This window comes from Caulobacter sp. SL161, from assembly GCF_026672375.1.
Classification (GTDB): Bacteria; Pseudomonadota; Alphaproteobacteria; order Caulobacterales; family Caulobacteraceae; genus Caulobacter.
In genome coordinates, this window is the sequence record NZ_JAPPRA010000001.1 from 2,188,099 (window position 1) to 2,210,333 (window position 22,235).

At 67.1% G+C, this 22,235-nt stretch carries 21 protein-coding genes and 4 pseudogenes; 13 read left to right on the forward strand and 12 right to left on the reverse strand.

The features are described from left to right. Window positions 1-107: 107 nt before the first annotated feature. From OVA11_RS10665 to OVA11_RS10675, 3 genes and pseudogenes are all read left to right on the forward strand, one after another. A pseudogene (locus tag OVA11_RS10665) lies at window positions 108-490 on the forward strand (hypothetical protein). Beyond that, window positions 484-1,158 carry a bifunctional 4-hydroxy-2-oxoglutarate aldolase/2-dehydro-3-deoxy-phosphogluconate aldolase gene (locus OVA11_RS10670; RefSeq protein ID WP_013078701.1) on the forward strand — a complete coding sequence of 225 codons (675 nt, stop codon included), beginning with the start codon at window positions 484-486 and terminating at the stop codon, window positions 1,156-1,158. The pseudogene OVA11_RS10665 and the gene OVA11_RS10670 overlap by 7 nt, the downstream one beginning before the upstream one ends. A 6-nt stretch (window positions 1,159-1,164) precedes the next feature. Next, on the forward strand, window positions 1,165-2,271 hold the full coding sequence (locus OVA11_RS10675; protein ID WP_096033124.1) for a sugar kinase: 1,107 nt from the start codon (window positions 1,165-1,167) through the stop codon (window positions 2,269-2,271). Here OVA11_RS10675 and OVA11_RS10680 read toward each other — a convergent pair. Next, window positions 2,268-2,504 (reverse strand): hypothetical protein, encoded by a 237-nt coding sequence (locus tag OVA11_RS10680; protein WP_268067360.1) that lies wholly within the window; start codon window positions 2,502-2,504, stop codon window positions 2,268-2,270. The genes OVA11_RS10675 and OVA11_RS10680 overlap by 4 nt on opposite strands. A gap of 8 nt (window positions 2,505-2,512) precedes the next feature. Between OVA11_RS10680 and OVA11_RS10685 the strand changes: the two are divergent. Together OVA11_RS10685 and OVA11_RS10690 are read left to right on the forward strand one after the other, a co-directional pair. Beyond that, window positions 2,513-2,628: pseudogene (locus OVA11_RS10685) on the forward strand (NlpC/P60 family protein); the annotation flags it as partial. 55 nt (window positions 2,629-2,683) lie between these two features. After that, window positions 2,684-3,027, forward strand: a pseudogene (locus tag OVA11_RS10690) (hypothetical protein); the annotation flags it as partial. 263 nt (window positions 3,028-3,290) lie between these two features. Here the strand turns inward: OVA11_RS10690 and OVA11_RS10695 are convergent. Continuing rightward, window positions 3,291-3,602 carry a DUF1244 domain-containing protein gene (locus OVA11_RS10695; RefSeq protein ID WP_268067363.1) on the reverse strand — a complete coding sequence of 104 codons (312 nt, stop codon included), beginning with the start codon at window positions 3,600-3,602 and terminating at the stop codon, window positions 3,291-3,293. 137 nt (window positions 3,603-3,739) lie between these two features. Between OVA11_RS10695 and pip the strand changes: the two genes are divergently transcribed. Then, complete coding sequence (gene pip, locus OVA11_RS10700; RefSeq protein ID WP_268067364.1) at window positions 3,740-4,825, forward strand: prolyl aminopeptidase; 1,086 nt, start codon at window positions 3,740-3,742, stop codon at window positions 4,823-4,825. A gap of 7 nt (window positions 4,826-4,832) precedes the next feature. On the opposite strand, the gene OVA11_RS10705 is transcribed toward pip, so the two are convergent. Both OVA11_RS10705 and OVA11_RS10710 read right to left on the reverse strand, forming a co-directional pair. Further along, the gene (locus OVA11_RS10705) at window positions 4,833-5,333 is read right to left on the reverse strand and encodes a type II toxin-antitoxin system VapC family toxin (protein WP_268067365.1); all 501 of its coding nucleotides are present in this window, start codon (window positions 5,331-5,333) and stop codon (window positions 4,833-4,835) included. Beyond that, window positions 5,333-5,560 (reverse strand): type II toxin-antitoxin system Phd/YefM family antitoxin, encoded by a 228-nt coding sequence (locus tag OVA11_RS10710; RefSeq protein WP_268067366.1) that lies wholly within the window; start codon window positions 5,558-5,560, stop codon window positions 5,333-5,335. The genes OVA11_RS10705 and OVA11_RS10710 overlap by 1 nt, the downstream gene beginning before the upstream one ends. A gap of 208 nt (window positions 5,561-5,768) precedes the next feature. On the opposite strand from OVA11_RS10710, the gene OVA11_RS10715 reads away from it, so the two are divergent. The 3 genes from OVA11_RS10715 (at window position 5,769) to OVA11_RS10725 (ending at window position 9,544) form a co-directional block, all read left to right on the forward strand. After that, a complete protein-coding gene (locus OVA11_RS10715; protein ID WP_268067367.1) occupies window positions 5,769-7,133 on the forward strand; it encodes a cation:proton antiporter in 1,365 nt (454 codons plus the stop codon). Between the two features lie 114 nt (window positions 7,134-7,247). Further along, window positions 7,248-7,961, forward strand: coding sequence for a helix-turn-helix transcriptional regulator (locus OVA11_RS10720; RefSeq protein WP_268067368.1), 714 nt, complete (start codon window positions 7,248-7,250; stop codon window positions 7,959-7,961). 77 nt (window positions 7,962-8,038) lie between these two features. Further along, a complete protein-coding gene (locus OVA11_RS10725) occupies window positions 8,039-9,544 on the forward strand; it encodes a serine hydrolase domain-containing protein (protein WP_268067369.1) in 1,506 nt (501 codons plus the stop codon). Between the two features lie 10 nt (window positions 9,545-9,554). Here OVA11_RS10725 and OVA11_RS10730 read toward each other — a convergent pair whose 3' ends face one another. Next, window positions 9,555-11,114: a tryptophan halogenase family protein gene (locus tag OVA11_RS10730; RefSeq protein ID WP_268067370.1), complete on the reverse strand. Its 1,560-nt coding sequence runs from the start codon at window positions 11,112-11,114 to the stop codon at window positions 9,555-9,557. A 135-nt stretch (window positions 11,115-11,249) separates the two neighbouring features. Between OVA11_RS10730 and OVA11_RS10735 the strand changes: the two are divergent. Further along, window positions 11,250-11,379, forward strand: a pseudogene (locus OVA11_RS10735) (hypothetical protein); the annotation flags it as partial. A 25-nt stretch (window positions 11,380-11,404) separates the two neighbouring features. On the opposite strand, the gene arsC reads toward OVA11_RS10735, so the two are convergent. Genes arsC through OVA11_RS10750 form a run of 3 tightly spaced genes read right to left on the reverse strand, consistent with a single transcriptional unit; the run spans window position 11,405 to window position 12,839 of the window. Beyond that, the gene (arsC, locus tag OVA11_RS10740) at window positions 11,405-11,818 is read right to left on the reverse strand and encodes an arsenate reductase (glutaredoxin) (RefSeq protein ID WP_268067371.1); all 414 of its coding nucleotides are present in this window, start codon (window positions 11,816-11,818) and stop codon (window positions 11,405-11,407) included. Continuing rightward, window positions 11,815-12,489 carry an MIP/aquaporin family protein gene (locus OVA11_RS10745; RefSeq protein ID WP_268067373.1) on the reverse strand — a complete coding sequence of 225 codons (675 nt, stop codon included), beginning with the start codon at window positions 12,487-12,489 and terminating at the stop codon, window positions 11,815-11,817. The genes arsC and OVA11_RS10745 overlap by 4 nt, the downstream gene beginning before the upstream one ends. Further along, the gene (locus tag OVA11_RS10750) at window positions 12,486-12,839 is read right to left on the reverse strand and encodes an ArsR/SmtB family transcription factor (protein WP_268067374.1); all 354 of its coding nucleotides are present in this window, start codon (window positions 12,837-12,839) and stop codon (window positions 12,486-12,488) included. The genes OVA11_RS10745 and OVA11_RS10750 overlap by 4 nt, the downstream gene beginning before the upstream one ends. A gap of 54 nt (window positions 12,840-12,893) precedes the next feature. Here OVA11_RS10750 and arsH point away from each other — a divergent pair, with 54 nt between their 5' ends. Further along, window positions 12,894-13,628, forward strand: coding sequence for an arsenical resistance protein ArsH (gene arsH, locus OVA11_RS10755; RefSeq protein ID WP_268068942.1), 735 nt, complete (start codon window positions 12,894-12,896; stop codon window positions 13,626-13,628). Between the two features lie 60 nt (window positions 13,629-13,688). On the opposite strand, the gene OVA11_RS10760 is transcribed toward arsH, so the two are convergent. The 3 genes from OVA11_RS10760 to OVA11_RS10770 form a co-directional block, all read right to left on the reverse strand. Then, entirely contained in the window at window positions 13,689-14,915 is a 1,227-nt protein-coding gene (locus OVA11_RS10760; protein ID WP_268067375.1) for a PQQ-dependent sugar dehydrogenase, read from the reverse strand. Between the two features lie 120 nt (window positions 14,916-15,035). Further along, the gene (locus tag OVA11_RS10765) at window positions 15,036-16,331 is read right to left on the reverse strand and encodes an MFS transporter (protein WP_096033132.1); all 1,296 of its coding nucleotides are present in this window, start codon (window positions 16,329-16,331) and stop codon (window positions 15,036-15,038) included. 27 nt (window positions 16,332-16,358) lie between these two features. After that, window positions 16,359-17,177: a 2-keto-4-pentenoate hydratase gene (locus OVA11_RS10770; RefSeq protein WP_268067376.1), complete on the reverse strand. Its 819-nt coding sequence runs from the start codon at window positions 17,175-17,177 to the stop codon at window positions 16,359-16,361. A gap of 228 nt (window positions 17,178-17,405) precedes the next feature. Here OVA11_RS10770 and OVA11_RS10775 point away from each other — a divergent pair, with 228 nt between their 5' ends. Continuing rightward, window positions 17,406-17,768 carry a BlaI/MecI/CopY family transcriptional regulator gene (locus OVA11_RS10775; RefSeq protein ID WP_268067377.1) on the forward strand — a complete coding sequence of 121 codons (363 nt, stop codon included), beginning with the start codon at window positions 17,406-17,408 and terminating at the stop codon, window positions 17,766-17,768. A gap of 59 nt (window positions 17,769-17,827) precedes the next feature. Next, window positions 17,828-19,240, forward strand: a complete 1,413-nt coding sequence (locus OVA11_RS10780; RefSeq protein WP_268067378.1) for a serine hydrolase domain-containing protein — start codon at window positions 17,828-17,830, stop codon at window positions 19,238-19,240. Between the two features lie 103 nt (window positions 19,241-19,343). On the opposite strand, the gene OVA11_RS10785 is transcribed toward OVA11_RS10780, so the two are convergent. After that, window positions 19,344-22,190 carry a TonB-dependent receptor gene (locus OVA11_RS10785; protein WP_268067379.1) on the reverse strand — a complete coding sequence of 949 codons (2,847 nt, stop codon included), beginning with the start codon at window positions 22,188-22,190 and terminating at the stop codon, window positions 19,344-19,346. Window positions 22,191-22,235: the final 45 nt, after the last annotated feature.

The following is a 22,235-nucleotide window of genomic DNA, read 5'->3' on the forward strand; positions in this document are numbered from 1 at the left end:
TTAGGGCTAAAAAAATCTCGCGTAACGGTGCTTGCGCTCTTCTTCGGTTTCTGATTATCTGCCAATGACACCGGTGGCAAAGACGGCTCTGCTGCTCTCGGTAACCGGTGTCATTACGTTTCGGTTCGGCGTCGTGGTCGGTCCGTCTCGTTTTGCGGCTCTTTGAGCTCGCTCCTGCGCAAACTTTCGGGGCGTCGGCGGAGTCCGGCGCCTCAATTTTGTGTCGGGCGGCGAGCGCGGCGGGCCGAAGGAAAAGGTCAGGGGAAGGAAACGTCCATCGGAAAGCTTTCGCGCGAAGCCGGCTGCCAAGGCCGATTTCAGCGTGGTCGCATCCCTTAGTTTGACGTTGCGGCAAGCCCGGTGTGGCGCGCGAGCGCGACGCGGTCTAAGGGAACGCCCTGAGCCAATTCCGGCGAAATATTGCTCGCGCGGCGGCCCATGCGGTCCTTCGCGCAAGAACGATCCTTCGGGAAGGAGTTTGAGATGGTGAAAGACCGTATGGCGGTGCTGACCGCCCTGATGGACCAGGGCGTCATTCCGGTGTTCTACCACCCGGACGTCGAGGTCTGTAAGAACGTGATCCAGGCCTGCGCCGACGGCGGCGCGCCCTGCATCGAGTTCACCAACCGCGGCGATTTCGCCAGCCACGTCTTCTACGAAGTCACCCGTTACTTCGATAAGGCCGATCCGCGCGTGATCATGGGCGTGGGCTCGATCGTCGACGCGCCCACCGCCGGCATCTACATCGCCAACGGCGCCAAGTTCGTCGTCGGCCCGATCCTGAACGCCGATGTCGCCAAGGTCTGCAACCGCCGCAAGATCCCGTATTCGCCGGGCTGCGGTTCGGCCTCGGAAATCTCCTACGCCGAAGAGCTGGGCTGCGAGATCGTCAAGGTGTTCCCGGGTTCGTCGGTCGGCGGTCCCGATTTCGTCAAGGCGGTGCTGGGCCCGATGCCCTGGACCCGCATCATGCCGACGGGCGGCGTCGATCCGGACGAAGCCTCGGTGAAGAAGTGGTTCGGCGCGGGCATCGTCGCCGCCGGCATGGGCTCCAAGCTGATCACCCAAGAGCTGCTGGACGCCAAGGACTACGCGGGCATCTCCAAGAAGGTCCGCGAGACTGTAGACCTGATCAAGAAGGTTCGTGGGAAGGCCTAAGACCAAATGACCGACAACATCCTCAACATCCGCCCGGCTTCGGAGACGAAGTGGGATTGCGCCAGCTTCGGTGAAGTGATGCTGCGTTTCGACCCGGGCTTCGGCCGGGTCCGCAACGCCCGTCAGTTCCAGGTCTGGGAAGGTGGCGGCGAATACAACGTCGCCCGCGCTTTCAAGAAGTGCTGGGGCAAGCGCTCGACGGCCGTCACCGCCCTGCCGGTGAACGACCTGGGCTGGCTGGTCGAGGATCTGATGATGCAGGGCGGTGTCGACACCTCCCACATCATCTGGCGCGATTTCGACGGCCTGGGCCGCAACACGCGCGTCGGTCTGAACTTCACCGAAAAGGGCTTCGGCGTCCGTCCGGCCCTGGGCTGCAGCGACCGAGGTCACTCGGCCGCCTCGCAGATCCGTCCCGGCGAAGTGAACTGGGAAAAGCTGTTCGGCGAAGAAGGCGTGCGCTGGTTCCACACCGGCGGCATCTTCGCGGCCCTGGCCTCGAACACGGCGGAAGCCGTGATCGAAGCCGTGGAAGTGGCCCGCAAGTACGGCACTGTCGTCTCCTACGACCTGAACTACCGCGCCAGCCTGTGGAAGTCGCAGGGCGGCAAGGAAGGCGCTCAGAAGGTCAACCGTCACATCGCCCAATACGTCGATGTGATGATCGGCAACGAGGAAGACTTCACCGCTTGCCTCGGCTTCGAAGTGGAAGGCCTGGACGAGCACATCAGCTCGATCGACCCGGCCAACTTCAAGAAGATGATCGAGACGGCGGTGAAGCAGTTCCCGAACTTCAAGGTCGCCGCCACCACCCTGCGCAACGCCAAGACCGCCTCGGTCAACGACTGGTCGGCGATCCTGTACGCCGGCGGCCAGTTCTACGCCTCGATGATGCGTGAGAACCTGGAAATCTACGACCGCGTCGGCGGCGGCGACGGCTTCGCCTCGGGCCTGGCCTTCGGCTTCATGGAAGGCAAGGGCCCCCAGGCCGCCGTCGAGTACGGCGCGGCTCACGGCGCTCTGGCCATGACCACGCCTGGCGACACCTCGATGGTGCGCAAGGAAGAGGTCGAGGCCGTGATGAAGGGCAAGGGCGCGCGGGTCATCCGCTAAGTCCCTCGTTCTTTGAAGAACAGGGAGAAGTCCTCGGTCGCAAGGCCGGGGACTTTTTCTTTGTCGTAGGGCGCGCGGTCGTCATCCTCTTCTTCTCGCTTCTTCTCAGCAAGGAGTTCAGCGAAGCGCAGGAAGCGCTCCTGGAGCTTCCTGGTGAGCCAGGCTTGCTCATGACGGCGACGCCGCGCCGAGCGGGAGGCGCCTTTGCGGTGAGGTTTGCGAGGGGAGGGCATGGGAGCTCCTGAAATCCTCCCCCCAGCGGGGGAGGTGGCGCGAAGCGCCGGAGGGGGAAGTCCTGCCGAGCCTGCCTCTTCCCCCTCCGTCGTCCCTTCGGGCCGACACCTCCCCCGCTGGGGGAGGATTGGAGCGCGCGGAAGCCGCTCAGCGGCGTGACCGTGAGGATCGGGGAGGGATGCGGAGCGCCGGGCCGCGCCCGGAGTTCTGTTGTGTTGTTACCGTTTCGACGAAGTCCGACGCTCCGCGCAGCCGTTATCCGCCAGCGTCCCGTCAGGTGGCCCTGTTCAGGCCTTACCGGGACCCGAGCCCCTGGTTTCCCAGATGCTCGACGGTCGGAGAGGACGAGCCACTACAGGCTAAGACACATCCTTTTGCCTCCAACCACGCCGACGGCGGGCGGGTGAGCCCAGCAAGCTCAGCCCCGGACCGTCCGAGTATCCCCCTCGAACCTGTCCCCGCTCGACCGCCCCCCAAAGCCGCGAAGGTCGCTGGCCGCGCGCCCTCCCCAGTGCTTCGAGGTGGGAAGAGGATAGGGCTGGTTTTTGGGGGGTGGATGAAATCGCGCGAACGCTCAACCAATTCCCTCTCTCTTCGAGAGAGGGAGGGGCCCAAGCGAAGCTTGGGAGGGTGAGTGGTTTCACCATCATCAGGATGGGGAGGGAAGGGGAAGATTTTGAATAGGCTGAGGTTTCTCGGTTTTCCCCGTAACCACTCACCCTCCCACGCCTGACGGCGCGGGCCCCTCCCTCTCTCGAAGAGAGAGGGATAATACGCCCATCCCCTTACGCGCGTTCAGCCCGCAGGTTCGCGTTCAGCGCCAGGCTCTCTTCCATCCGCGCCAACTGCTCGGGCGTGGCCGACGACTGGTGCTTTGCCTTCCATTCGGCGGCGGGCATGCCGTGGACGGCTTCGCGAGCGGCTTCCTTGCTGATCGCCCCGTCCGAGGCCTCGTGGACCCAGTCGCCCAGGCAGTTGCGACAGAAGCCGGCCAGGCCCATCAGGTCGATGTTCTGGGCGTCGGCGCGCATCTGCAGGTGCTCGACCAGACGGCGGAAAGCGGCGGCGGCGAGGCGGTCTTCGATCTCGATGGTCATGGTCGTTCCAAATGTCGTGTCATCCCGGCGCACCGCTGCGCTACGGCCGGGATGACACGGAAAAGCGTAGGTTTCGAGCCTAGAGATTCCCATCTTTCAGCGCGAGAGTGTCCGCCCCCTTTCGGCAGGATTCGACCATGGATTTCTCGAAGCTTCGCACGACCAGCAAGGTCACCAGCGAGTGGACCTATCCGCAAGGCGCGCCGCTGCGCACGGGCTGGCTGCGGGTCGACACCGCGCCGGATCACGAGCTCTATTGGGAGGAGTACGGCCGCGCCGACGGCGAGCCGGTGATGTTTCTGCACGGCGGCCCGGGCGGGGCCTGCGCGCCGGTGATGTCGCGCTTCTTCGATCCGGACCGCTATCGCGTGATCCTGTTCGACCAGCGCGGCTGCGGGAAAAGCCGCCCGACGGTGGCGGCGGACGGTCCGGAAAAGGCGTTGGCCAACAACACCACCGACCATCTGGTCAACGACATCAACGCCCTGCGTGAGGCGCTGGGGATCACCGGCAAGATGCATGTGTTCGGCGGCAGCTGGGGCAGCACTCTCGCGCTGGTCTACGCCATCCGCCATCCGGACAAGGTGGCTTCGCTGATCCTGCGCGGCATCTTCCTGGGGCGGAAGGAGGACCTGCTCTACATGTACCAGGGCAACGCCGAGACCTATGAGGCTCAGCCCTACGCCCTGACCGCGCCGGGCGCCTACATCACCTATCCCGACGAGTGGAAGGCCTTTGTCGAGGTGATCCCGCCCGACCAGCGCGGCGACATGATGGGCGCCTACAAGGCGATCTTCGACAGGGCGCCGAGCACTGACGCCGAGCGTGCGGGGCAGCTGAAGGCGGCCCTGGCCTGGTCGGTCTGGGAGGGCACGATCTCGAACATGATCCCGGCCGCCGACGACGCGGGCAAGTTCGGCGAGGCCGAGTTCGCCCTGAGCTTCGCCCAGATCGAGGCCCACTTCTTCGCCCATGACCTGTTCTTGAAGGCGGGCGAGATCACCGATGGCGTGGTCGCGCTGAAGGGCGTGCCCGTGCATATCGTCCATGGCCGCTTCGACCAGGTCTGCCCGCTGACGCAAGGCTCGCGGCTGGTGCAGGCGCTGGAGGCGGCGGGCGCGCCGCCGGCGACCTATGTCATCACCGACGCCGGCCACAGCGCCATGGAGGCGCAGACCGTGCTGGCCCTGACGTCGATCATGGACGGCCTACCCAGGCTCTGAGGCCGCCCTAGCCCCGGACGAAGATGTTGCGCAGCCACTGCCCGCCGGCCTTGGCGGCCAGACCCCAGTCCTCTTCGTCGTCCAAGGCTTCGGGCTTGTAGCTCCACGGATTGAAGAGCTTCAGGCGCAGGACCTTGGCGAAGATCGCGGTCTCTCGCGTCGCCAGGGTCAAGCCGTGCTCCAGAGCCGTGGCGGCCAGCAGGCCGTCGCGGGCGTGCGGCAGCGGAAGCTGGGCCCGACGGCGGGCGACGGCGGCGTCGACCGCCAGGATGCGGCCCTCGAAGGCCGCCGACACGCGCTCGTCCAGCCAGGCGCGCAGGGCCGCGCCCCGGACCTTGTCGGCGCGTTCGGCGCGTACAGCGGCGGTCTCCAGCTCCATCAGGGTGATCGCTGAGATGAACAGGTTCGTCCGCGCCACGCCCGCGGCCCAGGCGGTCAGGCCAGGGTCGGTCGCGCCGGCCTTGGCGTGGCGCAGCTCATAGACGACCTCTGTGTCTAGCAGGTGCATCAGCGGTCCCAGCGCTCGGGCGTCAGGTCGAGGGCGGGGGAGGGCGCGGGCATGGCCAGCAGGTCGACGATCGTCTCGCGCTGACCCGAGAGCCGGCGATAGGTCTCGACGCTCATCAGCACGTGGGTGGGGCGGCCACGGTCGGTGATGAACACCGGCTCGATTCGCGCCGCGCGCTTGGCCTGGGTGACATCCTGGTTGAACGCGCGGCTGGTGACGACCTTCATGAGTCTGCCCTCTCGCCTCGAATGACAAGGCTGTCTTGTAGGTACGTTACTACATCGTGGCGTTGCGGCAACAGACGATAGACCAGCAAAAACAATCGACTGACAAGGCTGTCAAAAATGCGCCCGACCCGTTGCGCGAACGGCCGATCTCTGTTGGGCATGCGGCCAAGGCGCAAAGCCAAAGACGATCCATTAGGGGGCTAAGGACGTGTCAGACATCATCGCGCACACGCTGCACACGATCATGGACGTCCTGTCCCCGCACGGACCGGCGACCAAGGCGGCCGCGCAGAGCTATACGCCCAACGATCTCTCCATCCATTTCTTCCTGCAGCTGGCCGTGATCATCCTGGCCTGCCGGGTGGTGGGCTGGCTTGGGAAGAAGTTCCTGGCCCAGCCGCAGGTGGTGGGCGAGATGATCGCCGGCGTCGTCCTGGGTCCGTCGCTGCTGGGCTTGCTGTTCCCCCATTTCCAGATGGAGCTGTTCCCCAAGGAGACGCGGAACATCCTCTATGTCGGCGCGCAGCTGGGCGTGGGCCTCTACATGTTCCTGGTCGGTACGACCTTCCAGGCCGGACACTTCAAGGCCAAGGCCAGGAGCGCGATGAGCGTGTCGTTCGCCGGCATCGCCGCGCCGTTCCTGATCGCCGTCATCATCACGCCGTTCCTGCTGAAGGTGCCCGGGCTGTTCGCCCCCACGATCACCCCGGCGGCGGCGACGCTGTTCATGGGCGCGTGCATCGCCCTGACGGCGTTCCCCATGCTGGCGCGGATCATCAACGAGCGCGGCCTGCAGAAGACCTCGCTGGGCACGCTGTCCCTGACCGCCGGCGCCTTCGATGACGCCGTGTCCTGGTGTGTGCTGGCCGTGGTGCTGGCCACCTTCGGCGGCGGGCCGGGCGTGGCGGTGCTGGCGATCGGCGGCGGCCTTCTGTGGGTGCTGATCGTGCTGACCCTGGGCCCGAAGGTCCTGGCGCCGCTGGGCCGCATGGTCGAGCGGGAGGGCGAGATGAGCACCCACGTCCTGGCGCTGGTGATCCTGGCCTTCTGCGTCTCGGCCTTCCTGATGGACGCCGTCGGCATCCACGCCATCTTCGGCGGCTTCATCATGGGCGTGGTCATGCCGCGCGGCCGCCTGACCGAGGAGCTGAAGAAGAAGGTCGAGCCGCTGGCCGTGGTGCTGCTGCTGCCGATGTTCTTCACCTATTCGGGTCTCAACACCCGGATGGACATGGTCAACTCGCTGGAGCTGTTCCTGATCGCGCTCGGCATCCTGGCGTGCTCGATCCTGGCCAAGTGGGGCGCCTGCTACGTCGCCGCCCGCCTCACGGGCGAGGACCACCCCACCGCCATGGGCATCGGGGCCCTGATGAACTCGCGCGGCCTGATGGAGCTGATCATCATCAATATCGGCCTGCAGAAGGGCATCATCGGCCCGACCCTGTTCTCGATGCTGGTGCTGATGGCGATCGTCACCACGGTGATGGCCAGCCCGCTGTTCGAGATCGTCTACGGCAAGAAGGCCCGCGAGCGCGGGGAGTTGGACGCCGTACCTGACTCGGCGAAGGCCTAGACCTTATGGGCGGGGCCTGCTTCGGCGGGCCCCGCTGCGCTGTCGCCAGAAAAGTTTCAGCGCCCCGCCTCCAAAGCGCTCGCCCGAGGCCTCTAACAGACGGGAGGCCGCCTCATGCCCGTCAGCATCATCCTGTCCGCGTCGTCGGATCATCGCTGGGTCCTGTCGCACTACGCGCCCGGTGAGACCTGCCGCGCGCACCGACATGCCGAGGCCCAGACCTCGCTCCTGCTGGCGGGCGACTATGTCGAGGACAGCCCCGAAGGCCTGATCCGCGCTCAGGGTCCGTACCTGAGCCGCAAGCCGAGCCTCTTTGAACATCAGAACCAGTTCGGCGACGCGGGGGCGTTGATCCTGTCGGTGCATGGCGTCGACGCGATGGCCGGCCCGGCGCGCTATGGCCTTGAGGCCTGCCAGACGCGGGAAGCTGGCCACGCAGCGCTGACCCGGGCGGCCTTGGGCGAAACCACAGAGCCAGGCGCCGTCACGCCGACGCGGCGAGACGTATCGCCGGCGGCCTGGCTGGTCAGGGCGCGGGATCGCCTTGTCGGCGCGCCTGACCAACCCGTGGGGGCGTTGGCCCAGACGTTGGGCCGCCATCCCGTCGCTTTCGCCCGCGCGTTTCGCAGCGCCTATGGACGCTCGCCGGCGCGCTATCGCCATGACTGGCGCGTGGCCGGGGCCATCGAACGGGTCGTACGCTCGACGGCGCCCTTGGCCGATGTCGCAGCGGAGGTCGGCTTCGCCGATCAGGCCCACATGACCCGCGCCGTGCGTCACGCCAGCGGCTGGAGCCCTGGCGCTTTGAGGCGGCTCTTCGTCACCTGAGACACGCGGTTTGCTCCGTTCAAGACCCGGATTGGCGATGGCGGCTTAGCTGCCGTCCCCATCCAGAGACCCATCGCATGATCACACGCCGCCCTGTCATCGCCGCCCTCGCATCCACGGCCTGGCTTGCCGCGCCCGCTCGCGCCTTGGCCGCCGGCGCCGGACGAGGCGAAGAGGCTGACGCGATCGACGCCTTCGTGCGCCGAGCCCTGGCCGCAGTCGCCGTCGTTCCGGGTCTCTCGCTGGCCGTGGTGCGGGGCGATGAGGTGCTGATGACCGCCGGTTACGGGGTCGCCGATGTCACGACCGGCCGCCCGGCGGACGCCGACACGGCCTTCTACATCGCGTCGGCCACCAAGGCCTTCACCGCTCTGGCGATCAAGGTCATGGCGCAGCGCGGAGCCTTTGATCTGGACGCGCCGTTGAGCCGTTGGATCGGCCAGAGCGCCTTGCCCGCCGATCTGGCGGCGTCGGTGACCCTGTCGGATCTCCTGTGTCACCGCTCGGGCCTCGAGAACCTGGCCATTCCCTATCGCGCCGCCTTCACGGGCGAGCACACGCCCAGGGTCATGAGCGCCTTGCTCGGCGCCACCACCCGCAGCCAGGACACGCCGCACGACGTCTTCCGCTACACCAACACCGGCTACAACCTCGCCACGACGCTGATCCAGGACCGCTTTGGCCTGGACTGGCGTGATCTGGTCGACCAGGCGGTGCTCCAGCCCGCCGGCATGCGGCGCACCACAGCCCGGATCGACGCCGCCCGTCGGCGAAAGCGCGTCGCTCTGAGCCACACGCCCGCCGCCGACGGCCGCATCGCGCCCAGCCCGTTGCAGAAGATCAACGCCACCATGCAGTCGGCCGGCGGACTCGTTTCCACCGCCCGTGGCATGGCGCGCTGGCTGGAGATCCAGTTGAACGACGGTGTCCTGGCGGGGAACCGGCTTTTTCCCCAGGGCCTTGTCGCCTCCACGCACCGGCCGATCGTCGAGCAGCACGCCAAGTTCGGCCCCTATGTCCGCGATGGCTATGGACTGGGCTGGCAGACGGGACGCTATGGCGACCAGCGCTTGATCCACCACTTCGGCAATTTCGCCGGCGCGCGCGCCCATGTGTCCTTCATGCCCGAGCGCGGCGTCGGCGTTGCGGTGATGGCCAACGAGGACGTCATGGGCGGCGAGGTCGCCGATCTGGTGGCCAACTACGTCTATGACCGTCTGGCCGGACGCGATGACCTGGAAGCGGTCTATGACGGGGAACTGACCGCTCTGAAGATGCGGATCGACAAGCGTCGCGCCGGCCTGGCCGCCAGCCGCGCTGACCGGGCGCGGCGCGCCTGGTCGCTGGGTCAGCCGAACAGTCACTATGTCGGGACCTACCGCCATCCGCTGATGGGGCGGCTGGACATCGTCGAGCTCGAGGGCCGGCTGACGGTTCGCGCCGGGGTGATGAGGGCTGTCGGCGAAGCGAGCGCGGAGTCTGAGACGTTGCGGGTGGAACTGGTCCCGATGAGCGGCCAGATCCTGCGGTTCTCGGGCGCTGACGCGCTGGTGCTGGACGGGCAGATTTACGCGCGAGGCTAGGGCGAGGCGCTCACACCCCCTCCAACGCCTTGTCGAAACCAAACTGGTTGATCTGGGTGATCAGGTCACGGTGGCTGGGCAGGTCCTGGGTGGCGCGGTCGGCGAAGCTGCGGATCTTGGCGAACAGCTTGGCTGCGCCGGCCACGTCCGGAAACTCGCCCGCGCCGTCGGCCAGGTCGGTCTCGAAGCCCATGCCGTACAGAATGTACTGGTAGTTGAAGAAGGCGAAGGTCTCGAGGTCCAGGATGAAGTCGAACCGCGCCGGCGGGCGGTGACGCCATTGTTCGAGAAGCTCGATCAGCCGCTCCGGGATCGAGGCCGGGTCGACATTGTCGCGCCAGAACGGCTCAGTGCGGCGGCTCAGCGCATAGTGCAGCTTCAGGAAGACGATGATGTTGTCGAAGCGCGCGGCCATCAGCTCGTTGAAGCGACGGGCGGGGGCGCTGACCGGCCCTGAGTGGGGGAAGAGCTCGGCGATCATCGCCACGGCCGCTTCGATCAGGACGACTCCGGTCGACTCCAGCGGCTCCAGGAAGCCGGCCGCCAGGCCCACCGCGACGCAGTTCTTGATCCACTGCTGCTCGCGATAGCCGGCGTCGAAGGCGATCTTGCGGGTCTCGATCTCGCCGGCCGCCTTGCCGAGATAGTCGCGCAGCACCGCTTCGGCGCGGTCATCGTCCATATAGTCGCTGGCGTAGACGCAGCCGACGCCGCGACCGCCGGCCAGGGCGATGTCCCAGATCCAGCCGGCCTCGTGGGCGGTGGCGACGGTGTAGCTCTGGATCGGCGCGTCGGGGCGCTCGTAGGGCGCGCGGCAGGCCACGGCGCGGTCGGCGAACAGGACGGGCTTGGCCGACTTGAACGGCGAGCCCAGCGCCTTGCCGATCAGCTCGGCGCGGAAGCCGCTGCAGTCGATGAAGAGGTCGGCGCTCAAGGCGCCGTGATCTGGCGAGGCGACATGGGCGATCGCGCCGGTCTCGTCCAGCGCCACCTCCGACACCGCGCCTTGCAGGTGTCGAACCCCCAGCGCGCGGGCGCGGTCGGCCAGCACCTGGGCCAGCTTGGCGGCGTCGAAGTGGTAGGCATAGTTCAAGGGGCCCGCAAAGTCGCTTTCGTGCGGACGCTTGGGCGCGCGGGCCGCGTCGGCCACCCGCGCCTGGATGGTCACGGCCTCGGCGAACGGCGCTCGTGTCCGCTCATTCTGCAGCAGCCAATAGGGCGCAAGGCTGGTCCCCTCGGTGGCGAAGGGGGCCTCGAACGGGTGGAAATAGCTGTGGCGACGTCCGTCGCGCGGCGCCTCGGCCCAGTCGACAAAGCGGATGCCCTGCTTGAAGGTCGCCGAGGTCGCCCGAATGAAGTGCGCCTCGTCGATGCCCAGGAAACGCAGGGTGTTGCGGATGGTCGGGAAGGTGGCCTCGCCAACCCCGACGATGCCGATGTCAGGCGACTCCAGCAGGGTGATCTCAAGATGGCTCTGTTCAGCCACCCGCAGCGCCTTGGCCAGATAGGCGGCCGTCAGCCACCCGGCCGTCCCGCCGCCCACGATCAGAATGCTACGCCTGCGCTGCATGGCCTCAGTGATAGCAGAGTTCGGGGCGGGGGAGGGAAGTCCTGGAGGACGTAGGGCCCGCTACGGAAACGACGAGGTCCGATACTGGTGAAGCGATCGCTGACTTGGCGTTGAGCGCCGTCGGCGTCGTGAATGCCGTCCTCGCCCTTCGACAAGCTCAGGGTGAGGACGACTGTTGGCGCTCGGGTCGCACAAAATCCTCATCCTGAGCTTGTCGAAGGACGAGGATTTCCGTCCGGGCTCGCTTTCACCTGCAGCGAGTTGAGTAAGCCCCAGCAGGCCCATTCGCCTTAGGGGATCACGACCTCGCCGTCTTCCTTGGTGAACTGGTCGGGCTTGCGGTCCAAGAGGTCGAGCACCAGCTCGGACGGACGGCACAGCTTCACGCCCTTGGGCGTGACGACGATGGGGCGGTTCACCAGGATCGGGTGCTCGACCATGGCGTCCAGCAGGCGGTCGTCCGACACGTCGTCGGCCAGCAGGCCCAGGGTCTCGGCGGGCGTGCCCTTTTCCCGCATCAGGGCGCGCAGCGACCCGTCGGACTTGGCGGCCAGGTCTTGCAGCTGCTCACGGGTCCAGCCGGTCTTCAGGTACTCGACGACCTGCGGCGCGTAGCCGGCGGCCTCGACCATGGCCACGGTGTTGCGCGAGGTGCCGCAGGCCGGGTTGTGGAAGATGGTGATCGGGAACGCGGTGTCGGTCATCGTGATGTGTCCGTCTTGAGAAGCCAGCCAAACAGCGCCGCCGCGAGCAGGGCGCCGACGAACTGGGCGAGGATGAAGGCGGGCGCGCTGGTCGGCGCGATCCCGGCGAAGGTGTCCGACAGGCTGCGCGCCACCGTGACCGCCGGATTGGCGAACGAGGTCGAGGCGGTGAACCAGTAGGCTGCCGTGATGTAGAGCCCCACGGCCATGGCCGTGCTGTCGGGGCGAAAGCGGCCGACGCCCAGGATCGTCGCCAGCAGGCCAAAGGTCGCCACCATCTCGGCGAAGGCCTGGTCGCTCCCGGACCGCAGCTTGGTCGAGACCTGCAGGATCGGCTCGCCGAACATGGCGTGGGCCGTCCAGACGCCGGCGATCCCGCCCAGGACCTGGGCCAGCGGATAGGCCAGGGCCAGGGTAAGGGGCAGCTCCCGGCGGAGCGCCGCCACCAGGGTGACGGCCGGATTGAAGTGCGCGCCGGAGATCGGACCGAACACCCAGATCAACACGACCAGGGCCGCGCCGGTGGCCAGGGTGTTGCCCAGCAGGGCGATGGCGACGTTTCCGCCCGACAGGCGTTCGCCCATGATCCCCGAGCCGACCACGACGGCCAGCAGGAGGGCCGTGCCCAGGGCTTCGGCGACGAGACGGCGGGGCGTATCGAACGGGCTCACGCCTTGGCCGCCCCGCAGGCCATGCCGCCGCTGACGATCGCGCTGAGCGGCGCGCAGATCTGCGGCGCGCCGGCGCAGCAATCCTCCATCAGAAAGCCCAGCAGGCCGCTCATGGCGTCATAGTCGGCCGTGTAGATGATCGAGCGGCCGTCCCGGCGCGAGGCGATCAGTCCGGCGTGGGACAGCACATTGAGATTGGCCGACAGGCTGTTGGGCAGCACGTTCAGCGCGCGCGCGATCTCGCCGGCGGCGACGCCGGCGGGGCCGGCCTGCACCAGGAGGCGGAAGATGGCCAGGCGCCCTTCATGGCCCAGGGCCGACAGCATGTTGACAGCGGCTTTCGATTCCATATTTCCAATATGCTCGAATTATTCGACAGTTCAATGACCATGCTGGAGGCGCCGTTGTCCGAGTTCCCCGCCCTCGATCCGAAGTTCCTGGCCAAGATCGACGAGGCGCGCCTGGAGGTCGACGCCCGCGCCGTCCACCCGCCGCGCATCCTGCTGCTGTATGGGTCGCTGCGCGAGCGCTCGTTCAGCCGCCTGCTGGTGGAAGAGGCCGCGCGCATTCTTCAGGCCTTGGGCTGCGAGACCCGGATCTTTGATCCGCGCGATCTGCCGCTGCCCGACGCCACCGGCCCGGACCATCCCAAGGTGCAGGAGCTGCGCGCGCTGTGCCAATGGTCCGAGGGCCAGGTCTGGTGCAGCCCGGAGCGACATGGCGCGATCACCGGGATCATCAAGGCCCAGATCGACTGGATTCCGCTGGAAATCGGCAGCGTGCGGCCCACCCAGGGCAAGACCTTGGCGGTGATGCAGGTCAGCGGCGGGTCTCAGTCGTTCAACGCGGTCAATACCCTGCGCCTCTTGGGCCGCTGGATGCGGATGATCACCATTCCCAACCAGTCGTCGGTGGCGATGGCCTTCCGCGAGTTCGATGACAACGACCGCATGCTGCCGTCCAGCTACTATGACCGCGTGGTCGACGTGATGGAGGAGCTGGTGAAGTTCACCCTGCTGACGCGCGACCGTTCGGACTATCTGGTCGATCGCTACAGCGAGCGGAAGGCACACGGGCGCATCCCCGAGCATGTCGCGCTGGCGGCCGAGGCCATGAAACACGAGACCGCGCCCCGGTGACGAGCGCTGATCGCGGTGAGAAAGGGCCTGGGCGTCGCCGCCCAGGTCCCGTCCGAGGGATCAGCCCTTCGGCGTGATCTTGATCAGCTTGCCGTCGCCCTCGTCGGTCAGGACATAGATCGCGCCGTCGGGCCCGACCGCGACGTCGCGGACGCGACCGCCGACATCGGTGAACAGGCGCTCCTCGCCGACCACCTTGTCGTCCTTCAGAACCAGGCGCGCGACATGCTGCTCGCGCATCGAGCCGATCAGCAGGCTGCCCTTCAGGGCCGGGAACAGGGCGCCGTCATAGAGCGCCATGCCGGACGGGGCGATGACGGGATCCCAATAGTAGACAGGCTGTTCCAGCCCCTCCTTTTGAGTGGCGCCGTCGCTGATCGCCTTGCCTGAATACTCCTCGCCATAGGTGATCAGCGGCCAGCCATAGTTCTTGCCGGGCTCGGGGCGGTTCAGCTCGTCGCCGCCGCGCGCGCCATGCTCGACCGTCCACAGACGGCCCTGGGCGTCCAGTGTGGCAGACTGGATGTTGCGGTGGCCCAGCGACCAGATGTCGGGCTTGGCGCCGGCGGTGTTCACGAACGGGTTGTCGCTGGGGATCGAGCCGTCGGCGTTGATCCGAACCACCTTGCCCAGCGTGCCGTCCAGGTTCTGGGATTGGACCCGGCCCGCAGGGTAGGCGCGTTCGCCCGTGGTGATGAAGAGTTTGCCGGCGCGGTCGAAGACCACGCGACCGCCAAAGTGCAGGGGGCTGGCCATCTTGGGCGTCTGGCGCCAGATGACCTGAACGTTCTCGACCTTGGGCGCGGCGCCCAGGGTCAGCTTGCCGCGCGCGACGGCCGTGCCGTTCACGCTGTCGACCTCTTCGGCGTAGGCCCAGTAGACGAGGCCGTTCTTGGCGTAGTCGGGATCGAGCGTGACGCCCAGCAAGCCGCCTTGGCCCTCGGCGTAGATGGCCGGCAGGCCGGTGACGGCCGGCGAGAGCTTGCCGTCCTTCCCATAGACCCGCAGACGCCCCGCGCGCTCGGTGACCAGGATCTCGCCGGAGGGCAGGAAGGCCATGCCCCAGGGATGTTCAAGGCCGCTGGCCAGGGTCTGGTATTGGCCGCTGACGCCTGAGACCAGGCCCGGCGCGCGGGTCTGGCCGGCGAAGGCGGGCTTCTGATCGGGCGAGTTTGGCGCGCGACTCTCGACGGGCGCGCCGGCCTGGCCGGGCTGAGCGGGGGCGGGACCACAGGCGGCCAAGGCGGCGGCGAGGGCGGCGGAGGCGGTGAGCAAGGTGGAGCGCATAGTTCAATACTTAAGGCGCTTTTCGCGACGCGCCAGCCGTATCTCCGTCAACCCTGCTCAATACGAAAAGGGCCGGGGATCGCTCCCCGGCCCTGACCGTCTTCGCATGAAGGGCGGCGACTAGATCTTCACCGGCTCCATCTTGGGCGTCAGCAGGTGGACGACCAGAAGGGCGAGCAGATAGGCGCTGCCGGCCACGATGAAGATCGGCGTGTAGGTGCCGATGCTTTCCAGCACGCCGCCGATGTACTTCGAGAACACCATGCCGCCGACGGCGCCCAGCATGCCGCCGATACCGACGACCGAGCCGACGGCGCCGCGCGGGAACACGTCCGAGGGCAGGGTGTAGAGGTTGGCCGAGAAGCCCTGGTGAGCGGCGGTGGCGACACCGATGATCAGCACGGCGACCCAGAGCGAGTCCGCGAACGAGGCAAACATGACCGGCACGGCCAGCAGGGCGCAGATCAGCATGGTGATCTTGCGGGCCTTGTTGATGCTCCACCCCATCTTCATGAAGTTCGAGGACAGCCAGCCACCGCCGACGCTGCCGACGTCCGACAGCAGGTAGATGGCGACGATCGGCGGGCCGAAGGTCTTGAGGTCTAGGCCGTAGCGCTTGCCCAGGAAGTCCGGCAGCCAGAACAGGAACATCCACCAGATCGGGTCGATCAGGAACTTGCCGATGGCGTAGGCCCAGGTCTCGCGCTTGGTCAGAAGCTTGGTCCAGGCGATCTTCTCGACCGGGTCGGCCGGATCCTGCTCGATGTGCGCCAGCTCGGCGGCCGACAGGTTCTTGGTTTCACGCGGCGTGCGATAGACCAGCAGCCAGATCGGCAGCCAGATCAGGCCCGCGACGCCCGTGACGATGAACGCCATCTGCCAGCCCCAGGCCAGCACGATGGCGGGCACCACCAGCGGGGTGACGATCGCGCCGATGTTGGTGCCGGCGTTGAAGATGCCGGTGGCGAAGGCGCGTTCCTTCTTGGGGAACCACTCGGTCACGGCCTTGATGCCGCCCGGGAAGCCGCCGGCCTCGCCGACGCCCAGCGCCATGCGGGCGAAGATGAAGCCGGTCAGACCGCGCGCGCCGGCGTGGGCGATGTGGGCGACTTGCCAGATCAGGAAGGCGATGCCGAAGCCCCAGCGGGCCCCGATCTTGTCCATGATCTTACCCCAGACGAGGTAGGCCACGGCGTAGGAGAGCTGGAAGTAGAAGACGAGGTTGGCGTAGTCGCTCTCGCTCCAGCCGAACTCCTTGGACAGGTCGGTCTTCAGGAAGCCGATCGTCTGGCGATCAACGTAGTTGATGACCATCGCCAAAAACAGCAGCGTGACGATAATCCAGCGATACCGTCCGATCTTTTCGGAGGGTTCGGGTGCTTTTGGCACGTCCATCGACTTGGCTTCCTTCCCCAGAGGTGACTTGTCGTTCTGTTGTTAGCGTCAGGCCGGGACGGCCACGCAGTCCACGGTTCCGAACGGGCCGAAACTGACGTGGGCCACGTCGCCGGCGACCACGTCATGAATGCCGGTGGTGGCGCCGGTGGTGACGATCTGGCCCTTCTTCAGCGGCTTGCCGCGCGCGGCGACAGCGCCGAGCAGAAAGGCGAGGGCGGCGATCGGCGATCCCGGAATGGCCGCAGCCGTCGCCGTACCCACCGACTTGCCGTTGATGAAGGTCTCGACCGGCATATCCTCCCAGGCGAGGTCGCGCCAGTTGGAAATGGCCTGACCAATGATCTGACCATCGTTATTGCCGAAGTCCGACGCCACGACCGTGGGGCCCAGGGCGTTGATGGTCTTCAGAGGGCTGCCGGCGATCTCGACGCCCACCAGGAGTTCGCCCACATAGTCGGCGGCTTCCTCGACGGTCCAGTCGGTCTTGTTCGCGGGGGCGTCCTTGCCTAGGCGGATGATGAACTCGGCCTCGACGGCGCAGAAGCCGCCCTCGATGGCGCGGAAGGTGTTGGGCCCATCGGCCGACGCCTGCTGCACCTTCGACTTGAAGATGCAGCCCGCCAGGCGCTCGGCGCCCAGGCGTTCACGATGCTGCGGCGGCACTAGGCCGACCTTCCAGCCGACCAGTTCGTCGGGCCAAAGGTCGATGGCGATGTCTTGCACCGCATAACCGTCCGCCATGCTCGAAGGAATCACGCCGCCTGGATAGCCGGGGACGCTGACCCCCTGCTGGCGAGCCTGGACGAATTGGGGAGCGATGGCCGTAGGGGTGAAAATCTCACTGTCGGCCTTAGAAACGGTCACGCCGCAAGTCCTCCCTCGAATCCGGCACGTCCCCCGCTTTCGGGGTTTGCGATGTCTCTAGAGGAAACCGGTGTCATTGACAATCGGGGCTGAAACATCCTCGTGCATGGAAATCCGAGGCCGCTCAGGGCACGAGCATTGCGTGCGTAGGGGGTGTAACCGTCGTCGCGACTTGACACCCGTAATAGCGCGTATAGCGTCGCGCGTTGAATTACGGATGTAAGCGTTATGCACATCACCGCCGCCGAAGCTCATGTCATGGAAGCGCTCTGGCGCCGATCGCCACTGTCGGCCGACGAACTGGTGGCCGAGGTCGGTGCGGCGCAAAGCTGGGGCGAAGCCACCGTCAAGACGCTGATCAATCGTCTGCTGAAGAAGAAAGCCATCAAGTCCGAGCGCGCCGAGGGCAAGCACGGCTATCGGCCGCTGGTCGACCGCAGCGCCTATGTCCAGGCCGAAAGCCAGGGGCTGCTGGACCGCCTGTTCGACGGCCAACTGGCCCCCCTGATCAGCCACTTCGCCCAGCACCGCCCTCTGAAAGCCGACGAAGTGGCCAAGCTGAAGAAGCTGATCGACGAGATGGGCGAGTAGGGCTGGAGAGGCTTTAGCCTAGATTTTTCGCCCTTTGGGGTTCTCAAGCGGATGGATCGATGCGCCTTCTGATCGCCGTCGCTTTCGTCGTCGCTGCGCTTGCCGCCCCCCTGACGGTTTCCGCTGAGGTCGCCTTGCCCTCGACGCCTGCGGGCGACGCCGCCAAAGCCTATCTTCGCGCTTTAAACGCTGGCGATCGCGCGAAAGCCGCCGCCTTCATCAAGGATAGCTTCCCAACCTCGCCAATCGACGCCGACGGGCTCGTCGGTTTCGCGCGTCAGGTTGGCGGGTTTGATCTGGTTCGGATCGAGACTGAGACGCCGACCGCGCTCACGGCCCTGGTCCGCGAACGGTACGGCGAGACCTATGCCCGTCTGCGCGTCGAGGTCGACCCCGCCGCGCCCACACAGATCAAGGCTCTCGGCGCGCGAGTCGCCCCGCGTCCCGACGATATTGTCGCCGCGCCTCGCCTGGACGACACCGCTCTGACCAGAGCCGTGGCCGAGAAGTTGGCCGTGATGGGCCAGAACTATTCAGGTGTCGTGCTCATCGCGCGCAAGGGCAAGCCGTTCACCGTTATGGCGCAGGGCTTCGCTGATCGCGAGCATCGGGTCCCGATTACGCCCACAACGCGTTTCCGGGTCGGCTCGATGAACAAGATGCATACGGCCGTCGCGGTTCTTCAGCTGGCTCAGGCTGGGAAGCTGGACCTGCAGGCCCCCTTGATTACCTACCTGAAGGACTATCCCAGCGCCGCCTGGGCCCGGAAGGTCACCCTCCATCAGTTGCTGACCCACACCGGCGGCGCAGGCGATTTCTTTGGGCCGGAGTACGACAAGAACCGCAACGCCCTGCGAACGCTTCAGGACTATGTCGCGCTCTATGGCGCTCGCGAGCCCACCTTCGAGCCCGGCGCGAGGTGGGAGTATGCGAACTACGGCTTCATTCTGCTGGGCCGAGTTGTCGAAGTGGTCTCGGGTCAGAGCTATTACGACTATGTCCGCGACCACGTCTTCAAGCCGGCGGGCATGACCGGCAGCGGCTTTGAGCCGGAAACGACGCCCGTGCCGGATCGCGCCTTGGCCTATGAGTATGTTGGCGAGGTCTTCAAGCCCGCTGATGGTCTCCCCTGGCGCGGCACGTCAGCGGGCGGGGGCTATGCGACGGCGGAGGATTTTCTCAGGTTCGCCGTCGCGCTCTATGACGGTCGTTTGCTGGACCAAACCCACCGTAGGCTGATGACCACGGCCCAGGCCGACGACGCTCGCGGGGGGAAGTATGGCTATGGGCTCTCGATCCCGCCGTCGGAATTTCCCATGGTCGGACACGGTGGGGGCGCGCCCGGCATGAATGGCGATCTGAGAATCCTTGCTGACGGCGAAGGGGTGGTCGTCACCCTCAGCAACGTCGCCCCGCCGTTTCTCGCTGGGCGTCTCAGCCAATTCGTCGTTGATCGGTTTTCGGTCCCCTAAAGCCTTGGGGCTTCAGAACAGGCGAAATCACCGTCCGCCACCGCCACCGCCACCGCCACCGCCACCGCCACCGCCACCGCCACCGCCACCGCCGCCAGACCGGCTAGAATAGCACCTTGCGAACGCTGAACTGGATCACCCGACCGCGCGGATCCAGATAGTCCTCCTGATAGGCCAGGGGCGTCGCGCCTGTGGCGTCGCGCACCTTGGTCCTGCCGTCGAACAGGTTGTTGACCGACAGGGTCAGCCGCGCGCCGCGCAGGATGGGATAGGTCTGGACCAGCTCGCGCCGCACGCCGAGGTCGGCGAACAGGCGAAGGTTGACCGTCGCCAGGCTGGAGAAGTCGAGGTCGCTGGTCGCGCCGCCGGCGCCGGCCTCGACATGGGTCCCGCTCTTCCAGTTGGCGGTTAGGCGCGCGCCCAGCCCGTAGCGGGTGATCCCGGCCTGGGCCTCGACCTCGTGGCGCGCCTGGCCGCCGCTCGAGCCCAGGACATCGCCGTTCAGCAGGTCGAGGACGGGCAGGCCTTGGGCGATCGTGACCTGCTCCTTGAGGTGAAGCGTGTGGAACAGGGCCAGCTGTAGGCGGGTGGCGCGCGGATTGCCGCCGCCGCGACCGCCAAAGCCGCGCCCGTCGCCGCCGCCGCCTCCACCACCACCGCCGCCAAAGCGCGGGCCACTATCGCCGCGCGCGCCGCCGTCGGAGGCTGGGCGAGGCGGCTCGTCTCCCGTCGGGACGGCAGCGGGCGTCTGCGCGGTGTTGGGATCGTTTGAGGTCTCACCCGTCGACCGTCGCGTACGCTCGGTGTTCTCGGCGGCCCGCAGGATGTCCGCAGCGGCGGCTTGCTGCCGGTCGCCCCCGCCGTTTCCGGCCGGGGCCGGCGGAGTCCTGCCGATCTGGCGCGAGAAGTTGAAGCCCCAGCGAACCTGCTCGCTTTCGCGCCGCTGGAAGTTGACCGGCCGGGTGTCGATCCGTGTCAGCACGCCGTCGGCGTCGCGCGTGAAGCGGTCGCGGAAGGCGGCCTCGACCGCCGCTGTGGCGGCCGGGAAGCTGGCGACAGGATCGTCGATCCGTGTGCGGCTGTAGTTGGCGGTGAATGACAGGCCCTGGATCTTCTCGGGCTTATAGGTGGCCCCCAGGCGCAGGACGTTGCGGGTCTCGCCCTTGAGGTTGGGATTACCGCCGCTGACCCGCGTGACGTCGACGCTGGTCCCACGCACATAGTCGAAGACCTGGCTGCCGGGGGTGACGATCAGCGGATTGCCCAGCTGGGCGATGCTGGGCGCGTTCTCCTGCCGCGTCGCCGACAGGATGACGCTGACGGGCTTGACCGGCGACCAGTTGAGGCCGCCGCCCAGCGTGGTCAGGGTCCCGACGTCGGAGACCTGCCGCGCGGCGAGGTTCAGATTGGCCGACAGGTCGCCGATCTCGGCGCGGACGCCCTTGCGGCGGCTGGCCAGGGGCAGGTCGAAGCTGACCTGGGCGTTGGCCTCGCCCCGCGACAACGTGCTGTCGCTCTGGACGCCCGCTCGGATGGACGTCGCCTCAAGCCGCGATCCCGTCGCGCCTAGCTTGACGGTGGTCGACAGGTCGCCGGCCCGGAGCTTGGCCAGGGCGCGGTTGGCGACGAACTGCAGATCGGCGGTGTCGGTCGTCGACTTGGCGCGGTCGGTGTTCAGCGGCAGAACCGGCAGAGCGCCGAACGGGTTCAGGCCCGCCTCCAGCGCGGTCAGGCGGCCTTGCAGAGCGCTCAAGTCGACGCTGCGATCGGTCTCGGTCTTGGTGGTCGCGCGCCCAAAGGTCCCGGTGAGGGACAGGCGCAGGGTCTCAGTGTCGCGGTTCAGGGTGAAACCGGCGTTGCCGGCGATGTTCCGGGACATCTGGCCCAGAGCGTCCTGGTCGCCGAGATAGCGATACAGCAGCACGTCCTGACCGAACGGCGAAAACGGGCTGGCGGCGGGCAGGGTGAGGCGCGCCCTCGCCGGGCCTTGCAGCGAGTCGTTCTGCGAGGCGGTCAGGCCCAGGTTCAGCGTCGCGGAGACGTCATCGAGGATATAGCGGTTGGTGACGCTGTTGATCGTCAGCTGGCGGTTGCGGGGCAGCAGCGTGCGATCGCCGGTGATGTCGCTGGTGTTGGCCTGGTTCGCGGTCGGCAGGAAGGCGGACAGGCTGGGCGGGCCGGCGGCGGCCGAGGCCGGAACGCCGGCCACGGTCACGGGCGTTCCCGCCAGGGCGCTGAGCGCGGTGAGCGCGCCGCCGCTGGCGGGCGTGACGTTGCCGGAGAAATCGTAGAGCCCGGTGCTGGAGCGGCTGACGAGGTCACGGTCGCTTTCCAGCAACTGGTCGCTGTTCTGCAGCTTAACCGACAGATTGGTGCGGCCCTGGCGGTTCAGCTGCAGCTGGCTCCAGGACAGTTGCTCGGTCATCTGGCCGCCCTCTGTCGAACCGCCCAGCGTCGCATCGAGCGTGGTGGCGCGGAAGCGCTGGCGCAGCACGATGTTCACGACCTTCTGGTCAGCCGAATAGCCGTATTTGAGCGCCACTTCCTCGGGCAACACCTCGACGCGCTGGATGGCTTCGGTGGGAATGTCGCGAATCTCGCCGCGCCCAGAGATACGACGGCCGTTCAGCAGGATGACCGGATCACCCCCCAGGCCGCTGGTGGTCTGGGGCTGCAGTTCGGTGAGCAGGTCCTCGACCGAGCTGACGCCGATCGCGCGCACGTCGGCGGTGGTGAAGGTCTGTTCCGGCGGGATGTCGCCCAGCACTGCGCCAAAGGGCTTGCCGCTGGCGGTGATGGTGACGGCCTCGACCTCGGTGTCTGCTGGGTCCAGGGACGTAGCGGCCTGGGCGGGCGACGGCGCCGCGCCGACGGGCTGGACCTGTTGAGCTTGCGCCGCGCCGGCGGTGACAAGGCTCAGGACGCCGGCGAGGGCGAGTTTACGGCTCACGATGAGCGTCTCCGAAATCGACACGTCCCTGACCCGACTTTCCCC

Excerpts from the sequence above, each read along its gene's own strand:
- pip (WP_268067364.1), top strand. The coding sequence starts at position 3,740 with ATGGATTTCTCGAAGCTTCGCACGACCAGCAAGGTCACCAGCGAGTGG.
- OVA11_RS10670 (WP_013078701.1), top strand. The coding sequence starts at position 484 with ATGGTGAAAGACCGTATGGCGGTGCTGACCGCCCTGATGGACCAGGGC.
- OVA11_RS10730 (WP_268067370.1), bottom strand. The coding sequence starts at position 11,114 with ATGCAGCGCAGGCGTAGCATTCTGATCGTGGGCGGCGGGACGGCCGGG.
- OVA11_RS10760 (WP_268067375.1), bottom strand. The coding sequence starts at position 14,915 with ATGCGCTCCACCTTGCTCACCGCCTCCGCCGCCCTCGCCGCCGCCTTG.
- OVA11_RS10780 (WP_268067378.1), top strand. The coding sequence starts at position 17,828 with ATGCGCCTTCTGATCGCCGTCGCTTTCGTCGTCGCTGCGCTTGCCGCC.
- OVA11_RS10775 (WP_268067377.1), top strand. The coding sequence starts at position 17,406 with ATGCACATCACCGCCGCCGAAGCTCATGTCATGGAAGCGCTCTGGCGC.
- OVA11_RS10750 (WP_268067374.1), bottom strand. The coding sequence starts at position 12,839 with ATGGAATCGAAAGCCGCTGTCAACATGCTGTCGGCCCTGGGCCATGAA.
- OVA11_RS10675 (WP_096033124.1), top strand. The coding sequence starts at position 1,165 with ATGACCGACAACATCCTCAACATCCGCCCGGCTTCGGAGACGAAGTGG.
- arsC (WP_268067371.1), bottom strand. The coding sequence starts at position 11,818 with ATGACCGACACCGCGTTCCCGATCACCATCTTCCACAACCCGGCCTGC.
- OVA11_RS10695 (WP_268067363.1), bottom strand. The coding sequence starts at position 3,602 with ATGACCATCGAGATCGAAGACCGCCTCGCCGCCGCCGCTTTCCGCCGT.
- OVA11_RS10710 (WP_268067366.1), bottom strand. The coding sequence starts at position 5,560 with ATGAAGGTCGTCACCAGCCGCGCGTTCAACCAGGATGTCACCCAGGCC.
- OVA11_RS10720 (WP_268067368.1), top strand. The coding sequence starts at position 7,248 with ATGCCCGTCAGCATCATCCTGTCCGCGTCGTCGGATCATCGCTGGGTC.
- OVA11_RS10725 (WP_268067369.1), top strand. The coding sequence starts at position 8,039 with ATGATCACACGCCGCCCTGTCATCGCCGCCCTCGCATCCACGGCCTGG.
- OVA11_RS10680 (WP_268067360.1), bottom strand. The coding sequence starts at position 2,504 with ATGCCCTCCCCTCGCAAACCTCACCGCAAAGGCGCCTCCCGCTCGGCG.
- OVA11_RS10705 (WP_268067365.1), bottom strand. The coding sequence starts at position 5,333 with ATGCACCTGCTAGACACAGAGGTCGTCTATGAGCTGCGCCACGCCAAG.